The sequence below is a fragment of the Actinomadura verrucosospora genome (assembly GCF_039540335.1).
Classification (GTDB): Bacteria; Actinomycetota; Actinomycetes; order Streptosporangiales; family Streptosporangiaceae; genus Spirillospora; species Spirillospora verrucosospora.
The window spans coordinates 69,622-96,562 of record NZ_BAABEV010000014.1 but is presented as its reverse complement, the minus strand read 5'-3'; the positions used below and the strand labels follow the sequence as shown (position 1 = coordinate 96,562).

Sequence of the window (26,941 nt, the reverse complement as noted above, 5' to 3'; positions counted from 1 at the left end):
GGCCGCTTCCGCGCGTCCTGCTCGTGCTCGCCGGCGCCCTACTTGGCCTTGCTGCGCGGGTCGCCGTGGCAGCGCTTGAACTTCTTGCCGGAACCGCAGGGGCACGGGTCGTTGCGGTTGACGCCCGCGTACTCGTCCGCGGTCTCCTCGCTATGGTGCTCGACGCCGCCCTCGCCATCGACGGTCGGGGCCGAGTACTCCAGCTTCTTCGGGCGCTTGGGCTGGTCGAGGCCCTTCGCCTTGATCGAGACGGCCTCCTCGGCCTCCTCGACGTCGGCCTCCTCGGCCTTCTCCATGTCCACCGCGGGGGCGGACTCGGCGACCGCCACCGGCTCGGCGCCCACGACCGGGGTCTCCGGCTGCTCCTCAACCTCGACCTCGAGGTTGAAGAGGTAGCCGACCGACTCCTCCTTGATGCCGTCGAGCATCGCGTTGAACATGTCGTAGCCCTCGCGCTGGTACTCCACCAGCGGGTCGCGCTGCGCCATGGCCCGCAGGCCGATGCCCTCCTGGAGGTAGTCCATCTCGTAGAGGTGCTCGCGCCACTTGCGGTCCAGCACCGACAGCACGACGCGGCGCTCCAGCTCGCGCATGACCTCCGCGCCGAGCTCCTCCTCGCGCTTGTCGTAGGCCGCCAGGGCGTCCTCGCGGATCTTCTCGGCGAGGGTCTCGGCGTCCAGGCCGGAGATGTCGCCGCCGATGTCCTCGACCAGCTCGTCCACCGTCAGCGAGATCGGGTAGAGCTGCTTGAACGCCTTCCACAGCTTGTCGAGGTCCCACTCCTCGGCGAAGCCCTCGCCGGTGGCGCCCGCGACGTAGCCGGCGACGACCTCGTCGATCATCCGGCGGACCTGGTCGTGCAGGTCCTCGCCCTCCAGCACCTTGCGGCGCTCGGCGTAGATGACCTTGCGCTGCCGGTTCAGCACCTCGTCGTACTTCAAGACGTTCTTGCGCATCTCGAAGTTCTGCTGCTCGACCTGGCTCTGCGCCGACTTGATCGCGTTGGAGACGATCTTGGACTCGATCGGCACGTCGTCCGGGATGTTCAGCCGGGTCATGATCGACTCGACGCGGGCCGAGTTGAACAGCCGCATCAGGTCGTCCTCCAGCGAGAGGTAGAACCGGGACTCGCCCGGGTCTCCCTGCCGGCCGGAGCGCCCGCGCAGCTGGTTGTCGATGCGCCGCGACTCGTGCCGCTCGGTCGCCAGGACGTACAGGCCGCCGACGTCGACGACCTCCTCGTGCTCGCCCTTGACGTCCTCCTTGGCCTTCTCCAGCGCCTCGGGCCAGGCGGCCTCGTACTCCTCGGGCGTCTCCAGCGGCGACAGCCCGCGCTGGTGCAGCGCCAGGTCGGCGCGGAAGTCGGGGTTGCCGCCGAGCATGATGTCGGTGCCGCGGCCCGCCATGTTCGTCGCGACGGTGACGCCGCCCTTGCGGCCCGCCTCCGCGACGATCGCCGACTCCTGCTCGTGGTGCTTGGCGTTCAGCACCGCGTGCGGGATGCCGCGCCGCTTGAGCATCTTGCTCAGCCGCTCGGACTTCTCCACCGACGTCGTGCCGACCAGGACCGGCTGGCCCTTCTCGTGCCGCTCGGCGATGTCGTCGACCACGGCCTCGAACTTGGCCTGCTCGGTCTTGTAGACGACGTCCGCGACGTCCTGGCGGATCATCGGCTTGTTCGTCGGGATCGGCACCACGCCGATCTTGTAGGTCTTGTTGAACTCCGCCGCCTCGGTGTCGGCGGTGCCGGTCATGCCGGACAGCTTGTTGTAGAGGCGGAAGTAGTTCTGCAGGGTGATCGTGGCGAGCGTCTGGTTCTCGTCCTTGATCGCCACGCCCTCCTTGGCCTCGATGGCCTGGTGCATGCCCTCGTTGTAGCGGCGGCCGTGGAGGATGCGGCCGGTGAACTCGTCCACGATCAGGACCTCGCCGTTCATGACGACGTAGTCCTTGTCGCGCTTGTAGAGCTCCTTGGCCTTCAGGGCGTTGTTGAGGAAGCTCACCAGCGGCGTGTTGACCGAGTCGTAGAGGTTGTCGATGCCGAGCCAGTCCTCGACCTTCTCCACGCCGGCCTCGGTGACGCCGACCGTCCGCTTCTTCTCGTTCACCTCGTAGTCGCCGGGCCCGTACTCGTCGACCTGCCCGGCCGTGCTGACCAGCTCGGCGCGCTTCAGCCGCGGGACGATCTTGGCGAACTCCGAGTACCACTTGGAGTTCTGCTCGGCCGGACCGGAGATGATCAGCGGGGTGCGGGCCTCGTCGATGAGGATCGAGTCGACCTCGTCCACGATCGCGAAGTTGTGGCCGCGCTGGACGCACTCCTCCAGGCTCCACGCCATGTTGTCGCGCAGGTAGTCGAACCCGAACTCGTTGTTCGTCCCGTAGGTGATGTCGGCGTTGTAGGCCGCCCGGCGCTCGTCCGGGGTCATCTGCGGGAGGATGACGCCGACCTCGAGGCCGAGGAACTGGTGGATGCGGCCCATCCACTCGGCGTCGCGCTTGGCCAGGTAGTCGTTCACCGTGACCACGTGGACGCCCTCGCCCGACAGGGCGTTCAGGTAGGCGGGGAGCACACAGGTCAGGGTCTTGCCCTCACCCGTCTTCATCTCGGCGATGTTGCCGAGGTGCAGCGCCGCGCCGCCCATCACCTGGACGTCGTAGTGGCGCTGGCCGAGCACGCGCTTGGCGGCTTCGCGTGCGGTCGCGAACGCCTCGGGCAGCAGCTCGTCCAGGGACTCGCCGTCGGCGAGGCGCTCCCGGTACTTGTCGGTCAGCTCGCGCAACTCGGCGTCGCTCATCTCGAGGAAGTCCTCCTCGATCGAGTTGACCTGATCCGCGAGCTTCTTGAGCTTGCGCAGAGTTTTTCCCTCGCCCGCACGAAGGATCTTGTCGATGACTGGCGGCACTCTCGAAGGCTCCTTGCAGATCGTGGGTCACCGCTCCAGGCGGCGCGCACACCACACGTACGATGCCCATCGTAGGCGAGACCCAGAATGGTCTAGGTCACTCCGGAGCGCAATCCACAGAGCACCCCGTTTGACTTTCGGGGCCCCGGAGAAGATGTCTCACACCTCAGGAGGGAGCCGCTATGTCTGAAGAGTCGCACGGTTCGCACGCCGGCAGGCCGAGTTCGTGGATCGCCGTCGCCGTCATCTTCGCCGGTTTCGTGGTAGGCGGCGTCGGCCTCTGCCTGGGCCCCCTGTGGGTCATGTTCTGGGCCGGCGCAGGCATCGTCGTGCTCGGCATGCTCGTCAGCTGGGTCGTCCACCTGTTCTCCGACGTCGTCGTGGACGCGCCCCGCGTCATCCCCGAGATCGTCGACTATTCGCTGTTCGGATCCCACTCCGACAAGCGGCGCGGCGGCAAGTCCGGCGAGGTCCTGGACACCCCCGTGGCCACCGACACCCAGCAGGCCCCCCACGGCTGACCTCCCCCGGCCCCAGACCCCGAAAGCCGCCCCCGACCACAACCCGGCGGGCGGCTTCCTGCTTCCCTCCCCACCTTGAGCAGAAGGTGACAAACAGAGGCGGCAGGGCTCGGAAGACGACCACGAAGTCAAGGCGGCCACCAGGGTCCCCAACGCACGGCCCGGCCCTCGTCCCCGAGCAGGGCCCCGAGCCACTTTGACCGCAAGGCGGCTCTGAGGGTTAAGGCGACTCTCCGGATTTCCGTCGCTTTCGCCGCACTCCCACCCGCCCGGCGGAGACGGACACCCCAGGGGCAGGGCTCAGACGACGACTGCGGACGCCTCGACGACTTCCCTTTCCGGCGTGCCGCTGTCCTCGCGGAGTGCCCTTGAGCAGCGATAAGCCGCTCCACGGGCTACTCAGGAGGTGGCTGCGGGCGTTTGGGCGGCTTCCCGTCTCCGCGTGCCGCCGTCCTCCTGGGGCGCCACTGAGGAGTGATAAGCCGCCCCACGGGGTGCTCGGGAGATGGCTGTGGGTGCTTGGGCGGCTTCTCTTTGCAGGTGTGCCGCTGTTCTCGTGGAGGGGCTCTGAGCAGGGATTGAGCGGGCTCAGGGGGGCCGCTCAGGAGGGGGCTGTCTCGGTCAGGGCGGTTTTGAGGAGGGTGGGGGGCAGGGTGGTGCGCTCTACGCGAACGTCGTCGCAGCCGACCCAGGACGCGGCGCGCCACAGGGCTGTGGCGAGGGCCGTCGTCGACGATTCCGTTCGGGCGGCGGTGCGGGTCGCCCACGGTTCCATGGACACCTGGCGGGCGATGAGCGTGCGGCCCTCTCTCGCGGGGTCGACGCGCCCGATGAGGCGCCCGCCGGCCAGGAGCGGCATCGCGAAGTAGCCGTGGACGCGCTTGGCCTTCGGGACGTACGCCTCCAGGCGGTGGTCGAAGCCGAAGACGCGCGAGGCGCGGGCGCGGTCCCAGACGAGGGAGTCGAAGGGCGAGAGCAGCGCGGTGGCGTGCCTGCCCTTGGGCGGTGAGGCCAGCGCGGCGGGGTCGGCCCAGGCGCGCTGGGTCCATCCGGCGACCTCGACAGGGACGAGTCCGGCCGCCTCGACCACGCGGTCGACCTGGTCCTGCTTGATCCGGTAGTAGTCGGCCAGGTCGCCGCGGGTGGCGACGCCGAGGGCCCGTCCCGCGCGGGCGACGAGGGCGGTCAGGCAGGTGTCGTCGTCGGGGTCCTGCGCGAGGAGGGCGGTGGGGACGGCCCGTTCGGCGAGGTCGTACACGCGGCGCCAGCCGACCCGCTCGACGCAGACGACCTCGCCGATGTCCAGCAGCCACTCGATGCCGATCTTGTGGTCGCTCCAGTCCCACCAGTCGGCGCTCGCCTTGGCGCCGCCGAGCTCCTTGGTGGTGAGGGGGCCGTCCGCGCCGAGCCGGGCGCGGATCTCCTCGCAGACGCCTTCGGGGACCTTGTGCCAGCGCCAGCCGCGGCGCAGGTACGCGCGGCGCCGGAACGCGAACAGCGGCCAGTCGGCCATGGGCAGGATGGAGGCGGCGTGCGCCCAGTACTCGAACGTCCCGCCGGTGGCGGAGCCGGGCTTCGCGGAGCGGCGGGAGCTGACGGCCTGCCCGCCCCAGTAGGCGGCCTCGATCTTGTCGCGCCCGACCGGGCCGAGGCGTGCGTAGGGCACCAGCTCGTGGGACCGTGCCAGCACCGAGATCGTGTCGAGCTGGACGGCGCCGAGCCGTTCCAGCATCGCTGGCACGCCCCCCTTCGGACGCGCCCCCAGGAAGCCCTGGGCGCGCAACTGGAGCCGTCGTGCCTCGTCCGCGCTGAGTTCCACCACGGCGGCGATGCTACGACACAACACCGACAAACCCGGGTTGCCGGTCGCCCCAGGGGTCAGGTGATCTCCAGGAGTTTCTCGCGGACGGCGTAGACGACGGCCTCCATGCGGGAGTGGAGCTGGAGCTTCTCCAGGATGTTGCGCACGTGGTTCTTCACCGTGTTCTCGGAGATGAACAGCTCCCGCGCGATCTCGCGGTTGCCCAGGCCGCGCGCGACGAGCCGCAGCACCTCCATCTCGCGCTCGGTGAGGCGGGGCGCGGGGACCTGCTGGGTGCGCTCCTCGCTGCGCTTGGCCAGCGAGGCGAACTCGGTGATGAGCTTGGACGCCATCGACGGGCTGATCAGCGACTGGCCGCCGTGCACGGCGCGGACGGCCTGCGGGACCTCGTCGATCGAGATCTCCTTGAGCAGGTAACCGCTGGCGCCGGCCTTGATCGCCTCGAAGAGGTCCTCCTCCTCGTCGCTGATGGTCAGCATGACGATCTTCGCGCTGGGCGCGGCCTCCTTGATCGCGGTGCAGGCCTCGATGCCGCTGCGGCGCGGCATCCGGATGTCCATGAGGACGACGTCGGGCAGCAGGTCGCCGGCCATCTCCACGGCCTGCTGGCCGTCGCCGCCCTCGCCGATGACCTCGATGTCGTCCTCGCCCTGGAGGACCATCTCCAGGCCGCGGCGGAAGAGCGCGTGGTCGTCGACGATGAGCACGCGGATGGGGTCTGCCGATCCGGACGGCGCTGCCGCCTCCCGGCCGGCGGGGGCGGTGCCGGCGCCTGCCTGACGGGGTACCGCCGCGGCGTCGCGAGGCTCGGGATTCTCGCTCACCAGAGTCGCGGCGTGGAGGAGACGCCGCTTCCCCCCTTCACTATTCAGCGATATGGAACTGCCGGAGGGTCGTTCTCCGACGGGTCGTCCTCGGGAACCTACGGGGTCCGGGGACGAACCCGGGGGATTTCGGACCGGGGTGTCTCCCGGTCAACCGCCGCGCGCCCCGGGAGGTTCCCGGGACGCGCCGCGTCGCGGATCGGCTGATGCGCCTTTTCAGATCATGACATGGTTCGGGCGGTGACGTGACGCGAGTGCCGCATCACTCTTCGACGAGCCTGATGACTCCGTAGTCCCAGCCTCGCCTCCGGTAGACGACCGAGGGGTGCCCCGTGGACTTGTCGCGGTACAGGAAGAAGTCGTGGCCGACGAGTTCCATCTCGAAAAGGGCCTGCTCGATGCCCATCGGCTCGGCCTGGTGGAACTTCTCGCGGACGACCAGGGGGCCGTCGCCGTCCATGGGGATGGGGACGAGGTTCTCCTCTTGCGAGACCGCCACGGTCTCGCCCTCCGCCTCGGCTTCCACGGGCGGTGCGGCCGGCGCGGCGGGCTCGGGCGCCACGGCGGGGAGCGCCTCGGGGAGCGTCTCCATCGTGGCGAGCTTGGCGCGGCCCTTGCCGCCGTGGTTCTTCGCGCCGTGGCCCTTGCGCCGCTCCGAGTCGCGGCGGAGCCGCGACTCCAGCTTGTCCAGCGCCAGGTCGAGGGCTCCGTAGCGGTCGTCGGCGGCGGCCTCGGCCCGGATCACCGGGCCGCGGGAGCGGATCGTGAGCTCCACTCGCTCGCGCTGGTCGGCAAGGCGCGGGTTGCGTTCCTCTGAGACCTCCACGTCCACGCGGATGACCTTCTGGTCGAGCCGCTCGATCTTGGCGAGTTTGCTGTCGACGTGCCGACGGAACCTGTCGTTGACGTCGGTGTGCCGGCCCCTCACGGTGATGTTCACGTGGGACCCCCCTTCTCCCGGTTGCGATTCATGCCCGTTCCGGGACCCCTGACAGCCCCGGACGGGTACCACAGGACGGTGGGTCGCACCCGCCCGGCCGACCTGGTCTTCGTCCCCACATCCGCCTGCTGAGGGGCTCGCGGCGCTTTCGCCACTACTGCCCTTCTCCCGTTACGGGGGATGTCGGATCCCACGACGGGGCAGGACTTACCTCTAAGGCGCACCGTGATCGGTCGACGAGAAGTCGCCTTACGTGGGCCGTTTCGCCTGCGCCTGGCATCGGCTAGCCGGATCGTCTGCCATGCCCCTGACGGGCACTGCGATCCAACGCAACCACGGACCCGGGCGGGTGCCATGTCAGGAACGCTAACCCCTTACGCCACGAATGTCAGGGGGGTGCGGCGAGGAAAAACTCACTGACCGTCATCGTTGACTGCCTCAGCGGGGTCTTCACCCGCCTCTCCGGGACCCCGTCACGGACGCGAAACCCTTGTGTGCGCGCCGTTCACGGGCCTGACGCCCGCCCAGGTCAGCCGGGACTGGCCCCTCGGTAAGTTTCCGAAATCTCTGCCGCCCCATGTCCACATGTGACTCGATTAACTTCACACTGTCCCCCTACACCACACAGGTCCGACAACTCCCACTACACCGCGTCACCAGAGCCGGTGCCGGGGCGTCGCCGCGATGGTGGCCGCTCCGGTCACGTCGGCGCCGGCCTCCCGCAGGGCTCGCGCGGCCTCGGCCAGGGACGCGCCCGTCGTGACCACGTCGTCCACCAGGACGACGCGGCGCCCGGCGACCTCGGCGCGCACCTCGATGGCTCCCGCGAGGTTGGCGGCCCGCTCCCTGGCCGAGAGCCCGGCCTGGTCGGCGACACGCCCCCGCTGCCGCAGGGCGCCGAGCGCGGTCACGGGGACACCGCTCGCGCGCAGCCGCCGCACCGCTACGTCCACCGCCCCCCGCAGGGGGTCATGGCCGCGCCGCCGCACGGCTCTGCGCCCCGACGGCACCCACACCACCACCGGCGGCCCGGGTCCGGACGGCAGGGCCGCATGGACGGCCGTCGCCAGAGCCTCCCCGAGAGGGACGGCGAGCGCCGCGCGGCCGCGCTCCTTGTAGGAGGCCAGGATCGTGCGGAGCGGCCCCTCATAGGCCGCCACGGTCCACGGAGGGGGCACCCCGGCGGGCGCCTGCCCCGCCGGACGCGCCTCCGCCCGCAGCGGACGCGCGCACGCGTCGCACAGCAACCCGGGCTGATGCCCGCACCCGGCACAGCGTTGCGGAAGCAGCAGGTCGATCAGATCAGCGAGAGCACTCATGCCCTCGACGATGCCGGGCCCGCCCGTCCGCCACCCCGCACTCCCCGAACTGTGGATAACTCTCAGTGACAACGAACGCCGCCAAACGATCAACACACCGCCCCTCCCTTCGGCGTGTCGCCCCTGCCCCCAAACCGGGCCCTGGGTGTGAGAGACGGTAAGCCCTCGGCCGTCTCGTCCAGGCGCTCAGCCGGGCGATTCGCGCCTCGTGGCGCGGTACCGCCCGGGTCGAGGCGGTCGGCCGGGCTGAGAGGGTGGGCAGTCTCTTCCAGGGGTCGGCGGGGTGGGGATGCCGCTTTGGTGGGGCCTGGGGTCAGCCTGGGTAGGAGGGGTCCTTGGCAGGTGTGGGGCAGATCCAGGGGCTGTAGGAGTTGCTCGGGGAGCGCTGGCGGCAGACCTGGTCCTTGCCGGACGAGCGGGTTCCGATGAGGATCGGGGCGCCGGGGGCGGCGGCGATCGTGCGGGGTTCGCCCAGGGAGCCGACGCCCAGGGACGTGATGGCGCTGCCGCTGATCGGCATCAGGAACGGGAGGGTCTGCGAGTCGCGCTTGGCGCGGCCCAGGACGGCGAGGGTGCCGTAGTCGCGCCAGGCGAGGTCGACGGCGTCCTGGAGCTCGGAGCTCACGGGCAGGAACGAGCCGACGTCCAGGGCACCCCCGGAGGACTGGACTATGCGCCCCACCTGGACCTGGGGGCGCCCGTCCACGCGGGCGATCACGGCGGCGCGGACGCCGTCGCGGGCCACGCGGAAGGCGAGGACCTCGCGGCCGCCCAGGCCCCAGTGGGCGGCGCGGACGGGCGGTCTGCCGCGCCGGCGCACCCAGAGCGAGGACTCGTTCTTCTTCGTCTCCACGACCCACAGGGTGCCGTCGTGGCTCCAGGTCGGCGCGGTGAACCGGGCCCCGGGGCGCGCGGTCAGCAGGACGCGGGGCGCGGGCTGGCCGGTGACGGGGGCGGCGACCAGGACCTGGCTCTCGTCGGCGCTCAGGCCGGCGAACTCCTGGTGGTCGGGGGCGACGGCGGGACGGGTGAGGCGGCCGGCGGCGCCGGTCACCACTGGCTGGGCGCGGTCGCTCTCCAGGGTGCCGAGGAAGCCGGAGGGGCCGACGACGTAGGCGCTCTGCTGGACTCCCTCGCTGGGCACCTGGCCGTCGGGCGAGTTGCCCTCCCACCCGTTCACGGGCTGCGTGGCGCCCGTGCCGTCGGGTGCGACGGTCCGGCCCTCGATCGACAGCCGCCACGACTTGATCTCAGAGAGCTGCCGCATCGTCCACGAGAGCTGCGCCGACATCCGCTCGACGTCGCCGCCGCGGGCCTGGCCCGTGAGGTCGACGGTCGCGACGTCCTTGTCGATCTGCACGCTGCGGCGGAGGCGGGTGCCCTCCGGGAAGGCGGTGTCGACCGCGCCGTTCAGCCAGGAGGTCGGGCCGGTCAGCAGGGCCTGGACGAGCTGGGTGGGCAGCGTCTGCCGGTTCACGACCGGCAGGAAGACGCCGTTCGGGACGAGGGTGCGCCGGTCGGGCGCGAAGAAGTACAGGTTGACGGTGCGCATGGCGCGCTCGACGTCGTCCTTGGTGAGCAGCAGGCCGGCCTTGTCGTCGCCGGGCAGGCCGGCGATGCGCCAGACGCCCTGCGGCGTCCTGGTGAGCTGGAACGTGGCGTCGAGCGCCTTCGGGGAGGCGGTGTACTGGCCGTCGGCGGTGATCGTGCCGAGTTCCTCGCCGGTGACGCGGACGGTCGCCTGGTTCCCGGACGACTTGATCACGTGCGGGTCGGTGATGCGGCTCGCCAGCACGGTCACGAAGGGCCGCAGTCCGGGGTTCCAGGACGTCTGGCCGGACAGGTACTGCTTGGCGACCTTGTGGCCGTCGTCGAAGCTCGCGGACGCGGCGAGGAAGCCGGAGACGATCTGGGCGGGGCCCCACTCGGGGCGCGGCTTCACCGGGATCAGCCGGACGTAGGGGTCGTCGACGCGCTCGGCGCGCTCGGCGGGCTTGCCGGAGACGACCTGGCCGCCGCTCGGGACGTTCGCGCAGCCGGCGCCGCCGAGGACCAGCACGGCGACGGCGAGCAGGCACGTGAGCCGCCGGGTTCCGGCGCAGGGGCTCATTCGCCGGCCTCCAGCTCCGCGAACAGCGGGCGGGCGTCACCGGCCCCCGGAGGGACGAGCGGCAGCGGCGAGCCCCGCAGCTCGGCCCCGGCCACGCGCGGCAGCGAGAGGCGGAACTGGGAGCCCGCGCCGGGCTCTCCCCACGCCTGGAGCCAGCCGCCGTGCAGCTGCGCGTCCTCCCGGGAGATCGAGAGGCCGAGCCCGGTGCCGCCGGTGGTGCGGGCGCGGGCCGGGTCGGCGCGCCAGAAGCGGTCGAAGACCATCTGCCCCTCCCCCGGTTTCAACCCGACCCCGTGGTCGCGGACGGCGACGGCGACGGCGTCGCGGTCGGCGCCCACGGAGACGACGATGTCCTCGCCGTCGCCGTGCTCGACGGCGTTGACGAGCAGGTTGCGCAGGATGCGCTCGACGCGGCGGCGGTCGACCTCGGCCATGCAGGGCTCGCCCGGCAGCTGCAGGATGACCTTGCTGCCCTTGCGCTCGGCGAGGCCCTGGATGTCGCCGACGACGCGCAGCACGAGGTCGCGCATGTCGAGGGACTCGGCGTCGAGCGTCGCGGCGCCGGCGTCGTGGCGGCTGATCTCCAGCAGGTCGGCCAGGAGCGACTCGAACCGCTCCAGCTGGCTCTGCAGCAGCTCCGCGGACCGCCCGACGGACGGGTCGGAGAAGCCGTCGCGGTTCTCGTAAAGCATGTCGGCCGCGATCCTGATCGTGGTCAGGGGCGTGCGCAGCTCGTGGGAGACGTCCGAGACGAACTGGCGCTGCACCTGCGACAGGTCCTCCAGCTCGCCGATCTTCTCCTGGAGGTTGGCGGCCATGTCGTTGAAGGAGCGGGCGAGCCGGGCCAGGTCGTCCTCGCCGCGGACCCGCATGCGCTCTTCGAGGCGTCCGGCGGCGAGCCGCTGCGCGCCCTGGGCCGCGAGCCGCACCGGGATGACGACCTGCCGGGTGACCAGCGAGGCGATCGCGGCCAGAAGCAGCACCAGGACGATGCCCACTCCGGCGAGGGAGCGGCTGACGTTGGTGAGGGTCTGCTGCTCCTGCGTCAGCGGGAACAGGTAGTACAGCTCGAACTGGCCGGTCTTGCCGCCGACGATGAGGCCGCGCTCGTCCGAGCGGTCGCCGACGTAGGAGAGCTTGCCGTAGGTGTAGGCGCGGGACCCGGCGGGCGCGTTCTTCAACTCCTCGCGGAGCCGCTTGGGGACGCTCTCCTGGCGCAGCTCGTTGGTGGTGTAGCCGTCGAAGTACTGCTCGGTGGTGTCGCGGATGTAGACCTCGTAGAGCCCGGAGGGCCCGCTGCGGGCCTTGAGCCGGTCGATCGTCGAGTTCAGCCTGCTGCCGTCCCCCGTGGAGTTGCCCAGGTCGCGCTGGACCTGCGCCAGGCCGTCGTCCAGCTGGAGACGGGCCGCCTTGACCTTGCCGTCCATCAGCGCGGACGACACCTGCTGCATGAGGAAGGCGCCCAGGATCGCCACCACGATCGCCGAGATGAACAGGGTGGACGTGACGACGCGGACCTGGATCGACCGGCGCCAGCGCAGGTAGCCGGCGCGGGCGGCGCCCTGCAGGACGCGGCGGACCGCGCCCAGCCCGCGCCGGACGAACCGCTTCGCCCTCCTCATGTCGACGTTCATGGGAGGTCCGCGAGGCGGCGCGGCGGTCTGGACGGGCGCGGGTCGGTCATGGGCGTGTCACGGCGGCGGGACGGCGTCAGGCCGGGCCGGCCTTGTAGCCGACCCCGCGCACGGTGACGACGATCTCGGGCCGTTCCGGGTCCTTCTCGATCTTGGCGCGGAGCCGCTGGACGTGCACGTTCACCAGCCGGGTGTCGGCGGCGTGCCGGTAGCCCCAGACCTGCTCCAGGAGCACCTCGCGGGTGAAGACCTGGCGGGGCTTGCGGGCGAGGGCGACCAGCAGGTCGAACTCCAGCGGCGTGAGCGGGATGTGCCGGTCGCCGCGCTTGACCGAGTGGCCGGCGACGTCGATGGTGATGTCGCCGATCTGCAGGGTCTCGGGCGCCGGCTCGTCGGTGCGGCGCAGGCGGGCGCGCACGCGCGCCACCAGCTCCTTGGGCTTGAACGGCTTGACGATGTAGTCGTCGGCGCCGGACTCCAGGCCGAGGACGACGTCCACGGTGTCGCTCTTGGCGGTCAGCATGACGATCGGCACGCCGGACTCGGCGCGGATCTGCCGGCACACGTCGATCCCGTCGGCCCCCGGCAGCATCAGGTCGAGCAGCACGAGGTCGGGCCGGGTCTCCCGGAACGCCTCGAGCGCCTTGTCGCCGTCGTGGACGAACGACGGCTCGAAGCCCTCGCCCCTCAGCACGATGCCGAGCATCTCGGCGAGCGCGAGATCGTCGTCGACGACCAGTACACGTCCTCTCATGGCCCTCATCGTCACAGGTCGGGGTTCGGTGGAGTGGGGCGCGCGACGCTCCGGCGCCACCTCGCCAGGGAGAGTTATGCCTTGGCGTGCAAGGTTACCCGCGTTTGCGCCGTACGGCGGTCCCCCGGATCGTCCGGGCGACCCGCCATGGTAGGCGCGAGTCCCGGAACCGGCGCAAGATGTGCGCCGCACCCGTGACAGGATGACCTGACCGGCGGCCGCTTAACGGTCCGGATCGGGCCAGATTGGGCCAGATCGGACGCACCGCCGACCCGCCGGAGAGCGCAGGGAGACGGGATGCCGGGACCGGACGGCTGGGACGACGACGCCGGCGCCACCGAGGTGGCGCGGGGCGTCCCGTTCCGACCCATGTCCATCTCGGAGATGCTGGACGGCGCGATCGCCGGGATCCGGCTCAGGCCGCGCGCCACGCTGGGCCTGTCGGTGGCGGTCAGCACGGTGATCCAGGTGACGAGCTCGGTCGCCGCCTCCTTCTTCATCGGCGACGAGGCCCGCGACGAGGTCACCCCCGACGTGCTGATGGAGTCGCTGGGCGCCCAGCTGACCCTGTCCCTGCTGGGGCTGGTGCTGTCGGCGTTCGGGATCCTGCTGCTGGCGGGGCTGGTGGCGCCGATCCTGGGGCGCGAGCTCCTCGGTATGCCGCTCGCGCCGAGGCAGGCGTGGCGGGACGCCCGGCCGCGGCTCGGACGGCTGGTCGCCACCGCGTCGGCCGTCATGGGCGTCTCGCTGGGCGCGCTGGTCCTGCCGCTCGCCCCGTGCCTCCTGCTGATCGCCGCCGGGGCGCGCCCGGCGTTCGCCGTGCTCGCGGGGATCTTCGGTTTCCCGGTCGGCGCCGGGCTGATGGTGTGGCTCTACATCCTGTTCGTGCAGGCGGTCCCCGCGGTCGTCCTGGAGCGGCGGACCGTCGGGGGCGCGCTGCGCCGCGCGACGACGCTCTCCAAGGGGCGCTGGCTCCGGACGTGCGGGACGCTCCTGCTGGCGCTGGTCGTGACCGTGTTCATGGGCTTCTTCGCCTTGCGGATCCCGTTCCTGTTCGCACAGCTGATCTTCTTCGGCGACTCCTCCGGCAGCGGGGCGACGATGGGCGCGCTCGCCGTGGACACCGTGGGCCGGATCGTGAGCTGGTCGGTGGTCATGCCGTTCGACGCGGGTGTGATCGCCCTGCTCTACATGGACCGGCGGATGCGCCGCGAAGGCTTCGACCTGGACCTGCGCACCCGGGGGCGTTCGGCCGCGGCCATCGCCGCCCGGGAGCGGGGAGCGGCGGCCGAGCAGGGGGCCGGTGAGCACGGCGCCGATGAGCAGGACGAGGGGTTCATCGGCCTGTGGCGGACGGGTCCGGCGCCGGCCGGCCCGGCGCAGGGACGTCCGTGGACGGGGGCGGGCACGTGATTCTCGATCCGATCGGCCGCGACGAGGCCCGCGAGATGGCCCGCCGCGAGCTGGAGAAGCAGGTCTACCAGCGCGACAAGCCGTCCTGGCTGGAGCGGGCCTGGGACGACTTCGCCGAGTGGCTGGGCCATCTGTTCCAGAAGGCGCCCGCCCCGGAGTCGCAGGGCAGCGGCGGCGGGTGGACGTCCGTCGCCATCGTCGTCGCCATCGTGCTGGTCGCGGTCGCGCTGGTGGTGTGGCTGATGCGGGGACGCCGGAACCCCCGCTCCCGGAAGGACCCGCTGCTGGAGGACGCGCCGTCCACGGCGCTCGACCACCGGGAGGCGGCGGAGCGGCACGCCGAGGCCGGGCAGTGGGCCGAGGCGATCCGCGAGCGGCTGCGCGCCATCGCCCGCGATCTCGAAGAGCGGGCGGTGCTGTCGGCGCGGCCCGGCCGGACCGCCGACGAGCTGGCCGCCGAGGCGGGCGAGGCGGTGCCGGAGCTCGCCGGCGAGCTGGCCGCGGGCGTGCGGATCTTCGACGACGTCTGGTACGGGGACCGCCCCGGCACCCCCGAGGGGTACGCGCGGATGAAGGAGCTGGACGAGCGGCTGCGGGCGGCGCGGCCGAAGCCGCTGGAGACCGACGACCTCACCCTCGCCGGAAGCGGCGACGAAGGGGGGCCGCGATGGTGACGGCGTCCCCGCCGCGCGGGGGAGCCCCCGCAGCGGAGGCGTCCGCCCGGCAGGTCGCGGGGCGCCGCTGGCGGTCGGCGCGCGGCGTCGTCGCGGCGGTCCTGGCGATGATCGTGATCGCGGTGGCGCTGGCCGCGCTGCGCCCCTCCGCGGGGGCCGAGGCGCTCGACCCGGAGTCGCCGAAGCAGGACGGCAGCCGGGCGCTCGCGGAGATCCTGCGCCGGCACGGCACGCCGGTGACGGTGGCCCGGAGCACCGGCGACGCCATCGGCGCGGCCGGGCCCGGCGCGGTCCTGGTGGTGACCCGCACGGAGCGGCTCACCGAGGAGGACCTCGCCCGGCTGAGCGGCGTCCCGGCGGACGTGCTGCTCGTCCGGCCGACGTCGTTCGCGCTGGAGGCGTTCGCCCCGCAGGTGCGCAGGCGGGGCCCGTCGTTCGAGGAGACCGCCGAGCCGGGCTGCAATCTGCCCGTGGCGTCGCTCGCGGGGGCGGTCGACTTCCACGAGTCGGAGACCTACGAGGTCGCGGGCGCGGGCACGGCCTGCTACCGGACCGGCTCCGGGGACGCGAGGCTCGTCCAGGTCGGCACCGGCACGCACACCGTGACGGTGCTCGGCTCGACGGCCCCGCTGACGAACCGGCGGCTCACCGAGGAGGGCAACGCGGCCCTCGGCATGAACCTGGCCGGGGCGGGCGCCTCGGCGGTCTGGCTCGCCCCGGACCTGCCGAAGGCGGGCTCCGGCGCGGGCCAGCGGTCGCTCGGCGATCTGCTGCCGTTCGGGGTGAAGCTGCTCGGCCTCCAGCTGCTCGTCGCGGTGCTGCTGGTGGCCCTGTGGCGGGCCCGCCGCCTCGGCCCGGTCGTGGCGGAGGCGCTGCCCGTCGTCGTCCGGTCCGCCGAGACCGTCGAGGGCCTCGCCCGCCTCTACCGCGCGGGCCGCGCCCGCGACCGGGCCTCGGACGCGCTGCGCTCCGGCGCCCGCGAACGGCTCGTCCCGCTCCTCGGACTCCCCCGCAGCAGCGCGCAGGATCCCTCCGCCGCGCGGGAGATCGTCACGGCGGTCGCCCGCCGCACGACGTACGACGAGGCGTACGTCGGAGCGGCCCTGTACGGTCCCGAACCCTTGGACGACGCCGGGCTGATCGCCCTCACCGACGTCCTCGACGACCTGGAAAGGCAGGTACGCCAGTCGTGAACCCCCCTGTAGAGCTCGGGAAGGACGACGTGCCCGGCGGCGCGGGGCCGGGCACGATCCCCGAGGACGCCCGGCGCCAGGCCGAGACGGCCCGCGCGGCGCTCACGGCCCTGCGCGGTGAGGTCGCCAAGACGGTCGTCGGCCAGGACTCCGTGGTGACCGGGCTGGTGATCGCACTGCTCTGCCGCGGCCACGTGCTGCTGGAGGGTGTTCCCGGCACGGCCAAGACGCTGCTGATCAAGACGCTGTCGCGGGCCCTCGACCTGGACTTCAAGCGCGTCCAGTTCACCCCCGACCTGATGCCCGGCGACGTGACCGGCTCGCTGGTGTACGACAACCGGACGGCGGAGTTCGACTTCCGCGAGGGACCGGTCTTCACCAACCTCCTGCTCGCCGACGAGATCAACCGGACGCCTCCCAAGACGCAGGCCTCCCTCCTGGAGGCCATGGAGGAGCGCCAGGTCTCGGTGGAGGGCACCGCGCGCCCCCTGCCCGACCCGTTCGTGGTGTGCGCGACGCAGAACCCGATCGAGTACGAGGGGACCTATCCCCTGCCCGAGGCCCAGCTCGACCGGTTCCTGGTCAAGCTGACGGTGCCCGTCCCCACGCGGGACGAGGAGATCTCCATGCTCCAGCGGCACGCCTCCGGGTTCGACCCCCGCGACCTGTCCGAGGTGAAGCCCGTCGCGGGAGCGGCCGAGCTGGCCGCCGGGCAGGCCGCCGTGAGGACCGTGCACCTGGACCCCAAGGTCGCCGCCTACGTCGTGGACCTGTGCAGGGCGACCCGGCAGTCCCCGTCCCTCCAGCTCGGCGTGTCGCCGCGCGGTGCGACGGCGCTGCTGGCGACGTCCCGCGCGTGGGCGTGGCTGTCGGGCCGCGACTACGTCACGCCGGACGACGTGAAGGCGCTGGCCAGGCCCACGCTGCGGCACCGCGTCCAGCTGCGTCCCGAGGCGGAACTGGAGGGCGCGACCGCCGACGGCGTGCTGGAGGGCATCCTCGCCCACGTCCCCGCCCCGCGCTGATGGCGCTGACCGGGCGCCTCGGGCTGCTGGCCCTCCTCGGCGCGATCGTCCCGCTGTTCGCGCCGAGCTGGTGGACGCTCTTCGCGGTCTGGGGCGTCCTGCTGCTCGGCGTGGCCGCCGACCTGGCCCTGGCGGGGAACGTGCGGGCCCTGCGCTTCCACCGCGACGGCGACACCAACGTGCGCCTCGGCGAGACGGCCCAGGTGTCGCTGATCGTGGAGAACCTCGGCCGGCGGCGCCTCAAGGCCCGGCTGCGGGACGTGTGGCCGCCGAGCGCGGGCGCCACGCCCCGCATGGTGAAGGTGGACGTGCCCGCCGGGGAGCGGCGCCGCGTCGAGATGACGTTGACGCCGACCCGCCGCGGCGACCGGAAGGCCGTCACGGTCGCCGTCCGCTCGGTGGGGCCGCTCGGGCTGGCCGCGCGGCAGCTCTCGCGTTCCGCGCCCTGGACCGTCCGGGCGCTGCCCGCGTTCCCGTCCCGCCGCCACCTGCCCGCCAAGCTCGCCCGGCTGCGGGAGCTGACGGGCGCGCACGTCGCGCTGATCCGCGGGCAGGGCACCGAGTTCGACTCCCTGCGCGAGTACGTGGACGGCGACGACGTCCGGTCCATCGACTGGCGCGCCACGGCGCGGCGCGGCGACGTGGTCGTGCGGACCTGGCGCCCCGAACGCGACCGCCGCATCTACCTCGTCCTCGACACCGGCCGCACGTCCGCGGGCCGCGTCGGCGACGTCCCCCGGCTCGACTGCTCGATGGACGCTGCGCTGCTGCTCGGCGCCCTGGCGTCCCGCGCCGGCGACCGCGTCGACCTGCTCGCCTACGACCGCCGGGTCCGCGCCCGGGTCGAGGGCGCGTCCCGCACCGACCTGCTGCCCGCGATGGTGCACGCCCTCGCGCCGCTGGACCCCGAGCTGCTCGAATGCGACGCCGCCGGGATGGTGTCCACGCTGATGGCGCGCGTCCGGCAGCGGTGCCTCGTGGTGCTGCTCACCGAGCTGAACACCGCCGCGATCGAGGAGGGCCTGCTGCCGCTGCTGCCGCAGCTCACCGCCCGGCACCTCGTCATGATCGCCGCGGTGTCGGACCCGCGGGTGGCGGAGATGGCGGAGGGCCGCGGCGACCTCGCGACCGTCTACGACGCCGCCGCCGCCGAACGCGCGAGAGCCGAACGCCGCCGCCTGACCGCCGAGCTGAGAGGCCACGGCGTGGAGGTGGTGGACGCCCCGCCCGCGGAGATAGCCCCGGCGCTGGCCGACGCCTACCTGGCCCTGAAAGCCGCAGGAAGGCTGTAGAGCGTCCTGTGTCCGGTCAACCGGACACGGGAACGAGGTCGGGGTGGAGGTCGGTGTCGCCGGTTTCGCCTTGGCGGACGGCGCGGCGGCCCAGGACGATCACGTAGGTGAGGAAGGCGGCCTCGGCGATGACGCCGATGGTGATGCGCAGCCACGTGATGTGCACCCAGCCGGTCACGAAGCCCTCGATGAGGCCGGACACGAGGAGCACCGCGATGAGGCCGAGGGCGATGCTGACGGCGGCGCGGCCCTCCTCGGCCAGGGCCTGGCCGCGGCGGCGCGGGCCCGGGTCGACGATCGTCCAGCCGAGCTTGAGGCCGCCGGCGCAGGCGAGGTAGACGGCGGTGAGCTCCAGCAGGCCGTGCGGGAGGATCAGCCCGAAGAACACGTCGCCCTTGCCGTAGGCGAACATCAGGCCGCCGCTGATTCCGAGGTTGACCTGGTTCAGCAGCAGGACGTACACGGTCGGGATGCCGAGGAGGATCCCGAAGATGAGCGCGGTCGCCGACACCCAGGCGTTGTTGACCCACACCTTGAACGCGAACGAGGCCGCGGAGTGCTCGGTGTAGTAGTTGGCGAAGTCGTGCTCGACGAGTTCGCGGATCTCGTCGGGCGTCCCGATGGTCGCCTGGACGTCGGGGCTGTGCACGACCCAGATGGCCAGGGCGAGCGACAGCAGGTTGCCGAGGACGGCGCCGCCGAGCCACCACCACCGCATCCGGTACGCGGCCGCCGGGAAGGACACGGTCGCGAAGCGGGTGACGTCGCGCCAGAGAGGCGCCTGGGCGCCGCCCACCGCGGCCCTGCCGCGCGCCACGAGCGACGACAGCCGTCCCACGAGCTGCGGGTCGGGCGAGCTGGAGCGGACGACCGACAGGTGCGTCGCCGCGCGCTGGTAGAGATCGACCAGTTCGTCGGCTTCCGCGCCGGTCAGCCTGCGGCCGCGGTTGATGAGCCGTTCGAGGCGCAGCCATTCGGCGTTGTGCGCGGCCACGTAGGCGTCGACGTCCACCCGGCGAGACTAACGCCTCGGCCCGCCGAACCGGCACAATGGGCAATCCGCCCGCATCGGAGGACAGGACATGGCCGATCTCGTCACCGGCGAGGCCGTCGCGCTCGACATCCGGGTCGCGCGGCTGGCCAGCCGTGCCTGCGCCGTCCTTCTCGACCTGCTCCTGCAGCTGGTGCTGCTGAACATCGTCGTCTACGTCACGGCGATGACGTCGCTGGTGGCCGACGACGCCTGGACGGTGGGGCTGACACTGCTCGGCGTCGTCGCGGTGATCGTCGGGTATCCCTGCGCGTTCGAGACGCTGTCGCGGGGGCGGACGCTGGGCAAGATGGCCGTCGGGCTCCGCGTCGTCGGCGACGACGGCGGGCCGGTGCGGTTCCGGCAGGCGCTGGTACGGGCGCTGGCCGGGTTCGTCGAGTTCTGGGTCTTCTACGGCTCGCCCGCGCTGATCACGTCGTTCTGCAACCGGCGCGGCAAGCGGCTCGGCGACCTGTTCGCCGGGACGATCGTCATCCAGGAGCGGGTGCCCGCGTCGGCCCTGCTGGGGCCCGTCGCGGTGATGCCGCCGCAGCTCGCCTGGTGGGCGCGGAACCTGGAGCTGTCCATGCTGTCGGACGAGCTGGCGATGACGGCCCGGCAGTACCTGTCGCGGTTCTGGGAGCTGCTCCCGGAGGTCCGCGACTCGCTGGGGCAGCGGATCGCCTCGCAGGTCGTCGCGGTGGTGAGCCCGCCACCGCCGCCGGGGGTGCGGCCCGAGATCCTGCTGTCGGCCGTTCTCGCCGAGCGCCGCCACCGCGAGGAGCTGCGGCTCGCCGAGCGCCTTGCGCGCCGGATGCGCCGGCTCGGGCTTCCCGCGTGGGGCACCGCGCCCGCGCCCGCGCCCGTTCCGGCGATGGCGATGGCGGGGCCCGCGCCGTACGGCCCGCCGCGGCAGGGGCCTCCCGCGCCGCCGCCGTTCAGCGCCCCCCAGCCGGGGCAGCCGCGGTTCCTCCCGCCGAACGACTACGGCGCCGGGCCGTACCAGAACGTGCTGAACGCGCCCCGGCCGCCCGCGCCGTATCCGGCGGGGCCCGGCGGGCCGCCGCCGCAGGGCCCGCATCCGGGCTACTGACAAGATTGTCAATAGCGGCTCCGGCTCCTAGAATCCGAAGAAATTTCAGATTCAGGAGGCGGCATGCGCGTCCGTACTGCCCTCGGCCGGGTCGCCCTCGCGGCGCTCACCCTGACCCCGCCGGCGCTGGCCGCGGCGCCCGCGCGCGCGGAGACGGCGCCGCTTCCCGCCATCACCGACGACCAGGGCAGGACGCTCCTCCTGCACGGCCTCAACACCGCGGGCAGCGCCAAGGGGCCGGGCGGGCTGCCGTGGGTGAAGCGGGAGGACGTCGTCCGGGAGGCTCGCGAGCTTGGCACGAACTCCGTCCGGTACCTGGTCCAGTGGAAGAACGTGGAGCCGGAACCCGGTCGCTACGACGACGCCTATCTGGACGACGTCGCCGAACGTGTCGCCTGGTACGGCGACCAGGGCATGCACGTCGTCCTCGACATGCACCAGGACATCTACGGGCCGTCCGCTTGCGCGGGCTCCGGTAACGGCGCCCCCGCCTGGGCCACCTTCACCGACGGGCTGCCCTGCACGCCGCAGGACCCATGGGTGCTGACGTATCTCCAGCCCGGCATCCTTCGCGCCTACGACAACTTCTGGAACAACACCGGCAAGCACCCGGAACTGGTGCGGCGCTACACCGCGATGTGGCAGCACGTCGCGCGACGCTTCTCACGCGTCCCGGCCGTCCTGGGCTACGACCTGATGAACGAGCCCTTCGGCGGGACGCGCCAGTTCGGCTTCTTCGAGGGCCCGATCCTGACGCCCTTCTACCAGGGCATCGTCAATGCGATCCGCAGGGTGGACGGCGACAACTGGGTGTTCGTCGAGCCGCAGGCGCTCGGCCCGAACGAAGGCGCGGAAACCTCCCTGGGCACTGTCCGGGACCCGCGCCCCGGCGACCCCCGGATCGTTCTGGCGCCGCACTTCTATCCGGGTGGCGTCGACCTGGGCGGCTCCTACGACGGCGTGGCGAAGATGCTCGTCCAGGCGCAGTTCACGCTCTGGAAGCGGAACATGCCCGCCGCCGCACGGCGCATGAACGCGCCGATGTGGCTGGGCGAGGTCGGCGGCATGGGCCAGGACGCTCCAGGCGCCGCCGACTTCACCGGCGACTGGCTCTCGATGGCCGACGAACTCGGCATCGGCTGGGCGTACTGGTCGAACGACCCCGGCTCGTCTGGAATCACCGACGGCGAAGGCAAGCCGACCCTCTTCGCGAGGCTGCTCGCCCGGCCCTACCCGCGCGCGGTCGCCGGCACCCTCACGAAGATCGCCCACGCATCGGGCACGCTCACCGTGACGTGGCGGAACAAGACCGGCGTGTCGGGCCCCACGGAGATCTGGTTCCCGTCCGCCCCGAAGGTCACCTCGTCCGACCCGGACGGGACGTGGCGGACCTCCTGGGACGCGACGCGCCACGTCCTGTCGGTGTGGGCCGACCCCGGCACGCCGTCCCACACCGTCACGGTGAGGCCCTAGCCCGGAAGCGAGCGCAGCTTCTCGGTCAGCGTCGGGCGCAGCTTCTTCAGGCACAGCACCGGCCGGAAGGCGCCCTCGCTGGTCATGTAGCTGGTGGCCTCGGCCGGGCACTCCTTCGTCGTGGCCACCCTGCCGACGACCTTCGCTATGGCGTCGCTGGACTCGCACTGGGCCTTGTCCAGGTCACCGATGTTGAACGAGGGATCCTTGATGCAGTCGCCCGGGGACAGCACGCCGCCGCCCGCGCCCAGGCACAGCACCGGGTCGGCCGCGTTCCCGCCGCCGAAGGACCGCAGCTTCATCGTCTCCAGCGTCTTCGCCGGGCACGCGCCCTCCGCGCCGACGCGCGCGATCACCTTGCCGTACCAGTCCGGCTTGGAGCAGGGCTGCTCCTTGCCGAAGCCGATGGAGCCGCTGCTCACGCAGTCGCCCGCCGCGAGGAACGCCCCGCCCGCGCCCGGGTCGCCGGGATGCGAGCCCTTGAGGTTGCGCACGCAGGCCTCGTAGTAGGTCTTCTCTTCCTTCTTCTCGCGGACGTTCGTGAAGCCGTCCGTGCCGCTCGGGCAGTCGGGCTCGGCACGCGAGCCGAACTGGAAGGCCGACGCCTCCTTCTTGCCGACGACCTTCAGCACCTTGGCCTTCGCCTTGGCGTCGTCGCAGCTCACCCGGAGGCTCGGCGGGATCCTCTTGCCGTCGTCCAGTCCGAACCCGGTGTCCACGCACTGCTCGGCCTTCACCGGGCCGGTCGGCGCGCCCGTCCCGTGGAGCGCCAGGAAGGCCACGCCCGCCAGCACGACCACGCCGGCGACCGCCACGGCCGCCCACACGATCGGCGAGGGGCGCTTCGCCGGCGGCGGCCCCGGCGGCCCCGCGGGCGGGAACGGGCCGCCCATCGGCGGGCCCGGCATCGGCGGCCGGCCCGGCCCCTGCCCTTGCGTCGGCCCCTGCCCCTGGCCCTGCCCCTCCGGAACCTGCCCGTACACGCCGCAACCCCCCATACCTGATCTTGTCGGACGAGTACGAGAAGATACCGCACGCCAGGTCAGGGCAGGTTAGGCGGGGATTCCAGGGCGGTGAGCTCGATCCCGGGCGCGGCCAGCACGACGTCCCCGGCAAGGTGCACCGCTTCGACCTCGCCCGTGGACAGATCGGTGACCTCGTACTCCGACACGGGCAGCGGCTCGGTCTCCGTCTCGTAAGAGGACGTCCCCACCAGCCGCCAGCGCCACGGCGCCGTCAGCGCCGACAGCGACGCCCCGCTCAACCGGACGAGGCGGACATCGGTCTGCGCGCCCTCGTCCAACTCCAGGGAACGGGCGACCGCGACCAGGAAACCCGGCGACTCGTGAAGGAATCCCGACGCCCGCTCGCTGTGCTCGGCGCCCGTCTCATCGGCCGCGCGCACCCAGGCCAGCCCGCGGCCGGTCACGCCGCCGCGCACCCACCAGCCGGGCGTGACGACCTCGACGCGGATCTGGCGCCAGCGCGCGTCCACGACGAGGTCCACGCGGACGCCGTCGGAGCGCGTGGAGGCGTACCGCCACCCGACGGGCCCGGGCGCGCACTGGAAGCGCTCCTCAAGCCCCCCGTCGAGGTGCAGGTACGTCCCGGCGGGCACGGGTCACGACCCGATGCGCCAGGAGTGCAGGTAGTCCTCCTGGTCCGGGGTCAGCAGGTCGATGGAGACCGACATCGAGGCCAGCTTGAGCCGCGCGACCTCCGTGTCGATCTCCTTCGGTACGTCGTGGACGGCCGGGGACAGCGACGCGTGGGACGTGGCGAGCCACGCGCACGTGAGGGCCTGGTCGGCGAACGACATGTCCATCACGGCCGCCGGATGCCCCTCCGCGGCGGCCAGATTGACCAGACGGCCCTCCGCGAGCAGCACCAGGCGCCGCCCGTCGGCCAGCACGTACTCGTCCGTCTGCGGCCGGACCCCGCGGTGCACCTCCACGGCCATGTCGCTGAGGGCCCGCACGTCGATCTCGACGTCGAAGTGCCCGGAGTTCGCGAGGATGGCCCCGTCCTTCATCACGGCGAGGTGGCCGGCGTTCACGACGTCGCGGTTCCCGGTGACCGTGATGAAGACGTCGCCCTCCACGGCCGCCTCGGCCATCGGCCGGACGGCGAACCCCTGCATGGTCGCGTCCAGCGCCTTCACCGGATCGATCTCGGTGACGACGACGCGCGCCCCGAGGCCCCGCGCCCGCTCGGCGAGGCCGCGGCCGCAGTAGCCGAAGCCCGCGACGACCACGGTCTTGCCGGCCAGCAGCGTGTTGGTCGCGCGCACGATCCCGTCGAGCGTCGACTGGCCCGTCCCGTACCGGTTGTCGAACATGTGCTTGGTGTCGGTGTCGTTCACCGCCACGACGGGGAACCTCAACGCGCCCTCGCGGGCCATCTGGTGCAGCCGGATGACGCCCGTCGTCGTCTGCTCGCACCCCGCCTTCACGGTGCCGAGCAGATCCGTCCGGTCGGTGTGCAGGGTGTTGACCAGGTCGCACCCGTCGTCCAGGACGAAGTCGGGTTCGGTCTCCAGTGCCTGGTGGATGTGCGCGTAGTACCCCTCGCGGTCGGTGCCCGCGCGCGCGAACACCTCGGCCCCGTACTCCTCCACGAGGGCCGCGGCGGTGTCGTCCTGCGTCGACAGCGGATTGGACGCCGCCAGCGCCACGCTCGCACCGCCCGCCTGGAGGGTGCGGATGAGCCCGGCGGTCTCGGTCGTGATGTGCATGCACGCCGCGACCTTCACCCCGTCCAGCGGCCGCTCGGCGGCGAACCGCTCCCGGATCTGCCGCAGCACCGGCATGCTCCGATCCGCCCACTCGATCCGCTTGACGCCCTCAAACGCCAACGACCGATCCGCAATATCGCTCATCAACACCCTCTAGAAGTAACTGCCGGACGGGATCCCCCGCCCGGCAGCTACAAGCAGTGAACTCAGTAACGGTAGTGGTCGGGCTTGTAGGGGCCTTCGACGTGGACGCCGATGTAGGCGGCCTGCTCCTTGGTGAGCTCGGTGAGCTTGACGCCGAGGGCGTCGAGGTGGAGGCGGGCGACCTTCTCGTCCAGGTGCTTGGGCAGGACGTAGACGCCGATCGGGTACTCGTCGGTCTTGGTGAAGAGCTCGATCTGCGCGATGACCTGGTTCGTGAAGGAGTTGGACATCACGAAGGACGGGTGGCCGGTGGCGCAGCCGAGGTTCATCAGGCGGCCCTCGGCGAGGACGATGATGGAGTGGCCGTCGGCGAAGCGCCACTCGTGCACCTGCGGCTTGATCTCGATCTTCTCGATGCCCGGGGTCTTGGCGAGCCCGGCCATGTCGATCTCGTTGTCGAAGTGCCCGATGTTGGACACGATCGCCTGGTGCTTCATCCGGCCCATGTGCTCGGCCGTGATGATGTTGAAGTTGCCGGTGGTGGTGACGAAGATGTCGGCGATGTCGACCACGTCGTCCAGGGTGGTGACCTGGAACCCGTCCATCGCGGCCTGCAGCGCGCAGATGGGGTCGATCTCGGTGACGATGACGCGGGCGCCCTGGCCGCGCAGCGCGTCGGCGCAGCCCTTGCCCACGTCGCCGTAGCCGCAGACGACGGCGACCTTGCCGCCGATCAGCACGTCGGTGGCGCGGTTGAGGCCGTCGATGACCGAGTGGCGGCAGCCGTACTTGTTGTCGAACTTCGACTTGGTGACCGAGTCGTTGACGTTGATCGCCGGGAACGCGAGGGTGCCGGCCTTCGCCATCTCGTAGAGGCGGTGGACGCCGGTGGTGGTCTCCTCGGTGACGCCCTTGATCGCGGCGGCGGCCTCGGTCCAGCGGCCGGGCTTCTCGGCGATCGTGCGGCGGAGGGTGTCGAGGATGATGCCCCACTCCTCGGGGTCGTCCTCGGTGGCGGCCGGCACGGCGCCCGCCTTCTCGTACTCGGCGCCCTTGTGGACGAGGAGCGTCGCGTCGCCGCCGTCGTCGAGGATCATGTTGGGGCCGGTGCCGTCCGGCCACTGCAGGGCCTGGTCGGTGCACCACCAGTACTCTTCGAGCGTCTCGCCCTTCCACGCGAACACCGGGACGCCCTTGGGGGCGTCGACGGTGCCCTCCTTGCCCACGACGACCGCGGCGGCGGCGTGGTCCTGCGTGGAGAAGATGTTGCAGGACACCCAGCGGACGTCGGCGCCGAGCTCGACCAGCGTCTCGATCAGCACGGCCGTCTGGATCGTCATGTGCAGCGAGCCCATGATCTTGGCGCCGCGCAGCGGCTTGGCGGCGGAGTACTCCTCGCGCACCGCCATCAGGCCCGGCATCTCGTGCTCGGCGAGCCGGATCTCCCGGCGCCCGAAGTCGGCCAGCGACAGGTCGGCGACCTTGTAGTCCATGCTTTCGTTGCTCCCTTGGTCATGTGCGCGCCGTCGGGTACGCGAGGTCGTGACGGGCGAGTGCACGGCCGCGTCAACGGGGGCGAGTCTACGGGCGGCGACCGCCCGAAGGCACGGTCGAGGGCGACTTCCTGACACTGATTTGTCAGAATTGGCCCATGCGTATCACGGAGGCCGCCCGGCGGCTCGGCACCTCGCCCCGGATGCTCCGCTACCGCGAGGCCCTCGGCCTGCTGCCCGTCACCCGCGAGACCGCCCTCACCAGGTCCGGGGGCGGCCACCGCCGCTTCGGGGACGCCGAACTGCGCGCGGTCGCGCTGGCGCTGGCCCTGGAGAAGCGCTACGACATCGGCCCCGCCGAACTGGCCTTCGGCCTCAGAGTCCTGGCCGAACCCCAGGTCCAGGCCCACGTCCGCGAACTGGGCGAACGCATAGGCCGCCTCTCCGCCCCGCCCACCCGAGCCCTGGACTTCGAAAAGGAAAAGGCCCTACGCCTCCTCCGCCGCCGCTAGTTCATTGCGTTCCTCTCCTCCTTCGGGCCTGGCGG

General features: G+C 72.0%; 22 protein-coding genes. 9 read left to right on the top strand and 13 right to left on the bottom strand.

Features of this window, described 5'->3' with window-relative positions; all coding sequences use genetic code 11:
* Nucleotides 1-38 precede the first annotated feature (38 nt).
* On the bottom strand, nucleotides 39-2,906 hold the full coding sequence (gene secA / locus ABD944_RS17695; RefSeq protein WP_345177781.1) for a preprotein translocase subunit SecA: 2,868 nt from the start codon (nucleotides 2,904-2,906) through the stop codon (nucleotides 39-41).
* 182 nt (nucleotides 2,907-3,088) lie between these two features.
* On the opposite strand from secA, the gene ABD944_RS17690 reads away from it, so the two are divergent.
* Nucleotides 3,089-3,427, top strand: a complete 339-nt coding sequence (locus tag ABD944_RS17690) for an HGxxPAAW family protein (RefSeq protein WP_345177780.1) — start codon at nucleotides 3,089-3,091, stop codon at nucleotides 3,425-3,427.
* Between the two features lie 601 nt (nucleotides 3,428-4,028).
* Here ABD944_RS17690 and ABD944_RS17685 read toward each other — a convergent pair.
* The 7 genes from ABD944_RS17685 to mtrA form a co-directional block, all read right to left on the bottom strand.
* Complete coding sequence (locus ABD944_RS17685; protein ID WP_345177778.1) at nucleotides 4,029-5,249, bottom strand: winged helix-turn-helix domain-containing protein; 1,221 nt, start codon at nucleotides 5,247-5,249, stop codon at nucleotides 4,029-4,031.
* A gap of 56 nt (nucleotides 5,250-5,305) precedes the next feature.
* Nucleotides 5,306-5,956 carry a response regulator gene (locus ABD944_RS17680; protein WP_268248207.1) on the bottom strand — a complete coding sequence of 217 codons (651 nt, stop codon included), beginning with the start codon at nucleotides 5,954-5,956 and terminating at the stop codon, nucleotides 5,306-5,308.
* Nucleotides 5,957-6,335: 379 nt separating this feature from the next.
* Nucleotides 6,336-7,013: a ribosome hibernation-promoting factor, HPF/YfiA family gene (hpf, locus tag ABD944_RS17675; protein WP_345177775.1), complete on the bottom strand. Its 678-nt coding sequence runs from the start codon at nucleotides 7,011-7,013 to the stop codon at nucleotides 6,336-6,338.
* Between the two features lie 653 nt (nucleotides 7,014-7,666).
* Nucleotides 7,667-8,332: a ComF family protein gene (locus ABD944_RS17670; RefSeq protein WP_345177773.1), complete on the bottom strand. Its 666-nt coding sequence runs from the start codon at nucleotides 8,330-8,332 to the stop codon at nucleotides 7,667-7,669.
* Nucleotides 8,333-8,645: 313 nt separating this feature from the next.
* Nucleotides 8,646-10,442: an LpqB family beta-propeller domain-containing protein gene (locus ABD944_RS17665; protein ID WP_345177771.1), complete on the bottom strand. Its 1,797-nt coding sequence runs from the start codon at nucleotides 10,440-10,442 to the stop codon at nucleotides 8,646-8,648.
* Nucleotides 10,439-12,076: an MtrAB system histidine kinase MtrB gene (gene mtrB, locus ABD944_RS17660; protein ID WP_345177769.1), complete on the bottom strand. Its 1,638-nt coding sequence runs from the start codon at nucleotides 12,074-12,076 to the stop codon at nucleotides 10,439-10,441. Before mtrB ends, ABD944_RS17665 begins: the two co-directional genes overlap by 4 nt.
* A 76-nt stretch (nucleotides 12,077-12,152) precedes the next feature.
* Nucleotides 12,153-12,830 (bottom strand): MtrAB system response regulator MtrA, encoded by a 678-nt coding sequence (gene mtrA, locus ABD944_RS17655; protein ID WP_021598338.1) that lies wholly within the window; start codon nucleotides 12,828-12,830, stop codon nucleotides 12,153-12,155.
* Nucleotides 12,831-13,127: 297 nt separating this feature from the next.
* Between mtrA and ABD944_RS17650 the strand changes: the two genes are divergently transcribed.
* Genes ABD944_RS17650 through ABD944_RS17630 form a run of 5 tightly spaced genes read left to right on the top strand, consistent with a single transcriptional unit; the run spans nucleotide 13,128 to nucleotide 18,427 of the window.
* Nucleotides 13,128-14,243 carry a hypothetical protein gene (locus tag ABD944_RS17650; RefSeq protein WP_345177766.1) on the top strand — a complete coding sequence of 372 codons (1,116 nt, stop codon included), beginning with the start codon at nucleotides 13,128-13,130 and terminating at the stop codon, nucleotides 14,241-14,243.
* Nucleotides 14,240-14,917, top strand: a complete 678-nt coding sequence (locus ABD944_RS17645) for a DUF4129 domain-containing protein (RefSeq protein ID WP_345177763.1) — start codon at nucleotides 14,240-14,242, stop codon at nucleotides 14,915-14,917. Before ABD944_RS17650 ends, ABD944_RS17645 begins: the two co-directional genes overlap by 4 nt.
* Nucleotides 14,911-16,110, top strand: a complete 1,200-nt coding sequence (locus tag ABD944_RS17640) for a DUF4350 domain-containing protein (RefSeq protein ID WP_345177761.1) — start codon at nucleotides 14,911-14,913, stop codon at nucleotides 16,108-16,110. The genes ABD944_RS17645 and ABD944_RS17640 overlap by 7 nt, the downstream gene beginning before the upstream one ends.
* Nucleotides 16,111-16,166: 56 nt before the next feature.
* Complete coding sequence (locus ABD944_RS17635; protein ID WP_345177884.1) at nucleotides 16,167-17,135, top strand: AAA family ATPase; 969 nt, start codon at nucleotides 16,167-16,169, stop codon at nucleotides 17,133-17,135.
* On the top strand, nucleotides 17,135-18,427 hold the full coding sequence (locus ABD944_RS17630) for a DUF58 domain-containing protein (RefSeq protein WP_345177758.1): 1,293 nt from the start codon (nucleotides 17,135-17,137) through the stop codon (nucleotides 18,425-18,427). The genes ABD944_RS17635 and ABD944_RS17630 overlap by 1 nt, the downstream gene beginning before the upstream one ends.
* A gap of 16 nt (nucleotides 18,428-18,443) precedes the next feature.
* Here ABD944_RS17630 and ABD944_RS17625 read toward each other — a convergent pair whose 3' ends face one another.
* Nucleotides 18,444-19,439, bottom strand: a complete 996-nt coding sequence (locus ABD944_RS17625; protein ID WP_345177756.1) for a stage II sporulation protein M — start codon at nucleotides 19,437-19,439, stop codon at nucleotides 18,444-18,446.
* A gap of 70 nt (nucleotides 19,440-19,509) precedes the next feature.
* Here ABD944_RS17625 and ABD944_RS17620 point away from each other — a divergent pair, with 70 nt between their 5' ends.
* Nucleotides 19,510-20,550: an RDD family protein gene (locus ABD944_RS17620; protein WP_345177754.1), complete on the top strand. Its 1,041-nt coding sequence runs from the start codon at nucleotides 19,510-19,512 to the stop codon at nucleotides 20,548-20,550.
* A gap of 63 nt (nucleotides 20,551-20,613) precedes the next feature.
* Nucleotides 20,614-22,023: a cellulase family glycosylhydrolase gene (locus tag ABD944_RS17615; RefSeq protein WP_345177751.1), complete on the top strand. Its 1,410-nt coding sequence runs from the start codon at nucleotides 20,614-20,616 to the stop codon at nucleotides 22,021-22,023.
* Here the strand turns inward: ABD944_RS17615 and ABD944_RS17610 are convergent.
* From ABD944_RS17610 to ahcY (ABD944_RS17595), 4 genes are all read right to left on the bottom strand, one after another.
* On the bottom strand, nucleotides 22,020-23,006 hold the full coding sequence (locus ABD944_RS17610; protein ID WP_345177749.1) for an LppU/SCO3897 family protein: 987 nt from the start codon (nucleotides 23,004-23,006) through the stop codon (nucleotides 22,020-22,022). The two genes, ABD944_RS17615 and ABD944_RS17610, sit on opposite strands and share 4 nt — an antisense overlap.
* A gap of 59 nt (nucleotides 23,007-23,065) precedes the next feature.
* Nucleotides 23,066-23,641 carry a hypothetical protein gene (locus ABD944_RS17605; RefSeq protein ID WP_345177746.1) on the bottom strand — a complete coding sequence of 192 codons (576 nt, stop codon included), beginning with the start codon at nucleotides 23,639-23,641 and terminating at the stop codon, nucleotides 23,066-23,068.
* 3 nt (nucleotides 23,642-23,644) lie between these two features.
* Nucleotides 23,645-24,901 carry an adenosylhomocysteinase gene (gene ahcY, locus ABD944_RS17600; protein ID WP_345177745.1) on the bottom strand — a complete coding sequence of 419 codons (1,257 nt, stop codon included), beginning with the start codon at nucleotides 24,899-24,901 and terminating at the stop codon, nucleotides 23,645-23,647.
* A gap of 62 nt (nucleotides 24,902-24,963) precedes the next feature.
* Nucleotides 24,964-26,394 (bottom strand): adenosylhomocysteinase, encoded by a 1,431-nt coding sequence (ahcY, locus tag ABD944_RS17595; protein WP_345177742.1) that lies wholly within the window; start codon nucleotides 26,392-26,394, stop codon nucleotides 24,964-24,966.
* Nucleotides 26,395-26,552: 158 nt separating this feature from the next.
* Between ahcY (ABD944_RS17595) and ABD944_RS17590 the strand changes: the two genes are divergently transcribed.
* Complete coding sequence (locus ABD944_RS17590) at nucleotides 26,553-26,906, top strand: MerR family transcriptional regulator (RefSeq protein ID WP_345177741.1); 354 nt, start codon at nucleotides 26,553-26,555, stop codon at nucleotides 26,904-26,906.
* Nucleotides 26,907-26,941: the final 35 nt, after the last annotated feature.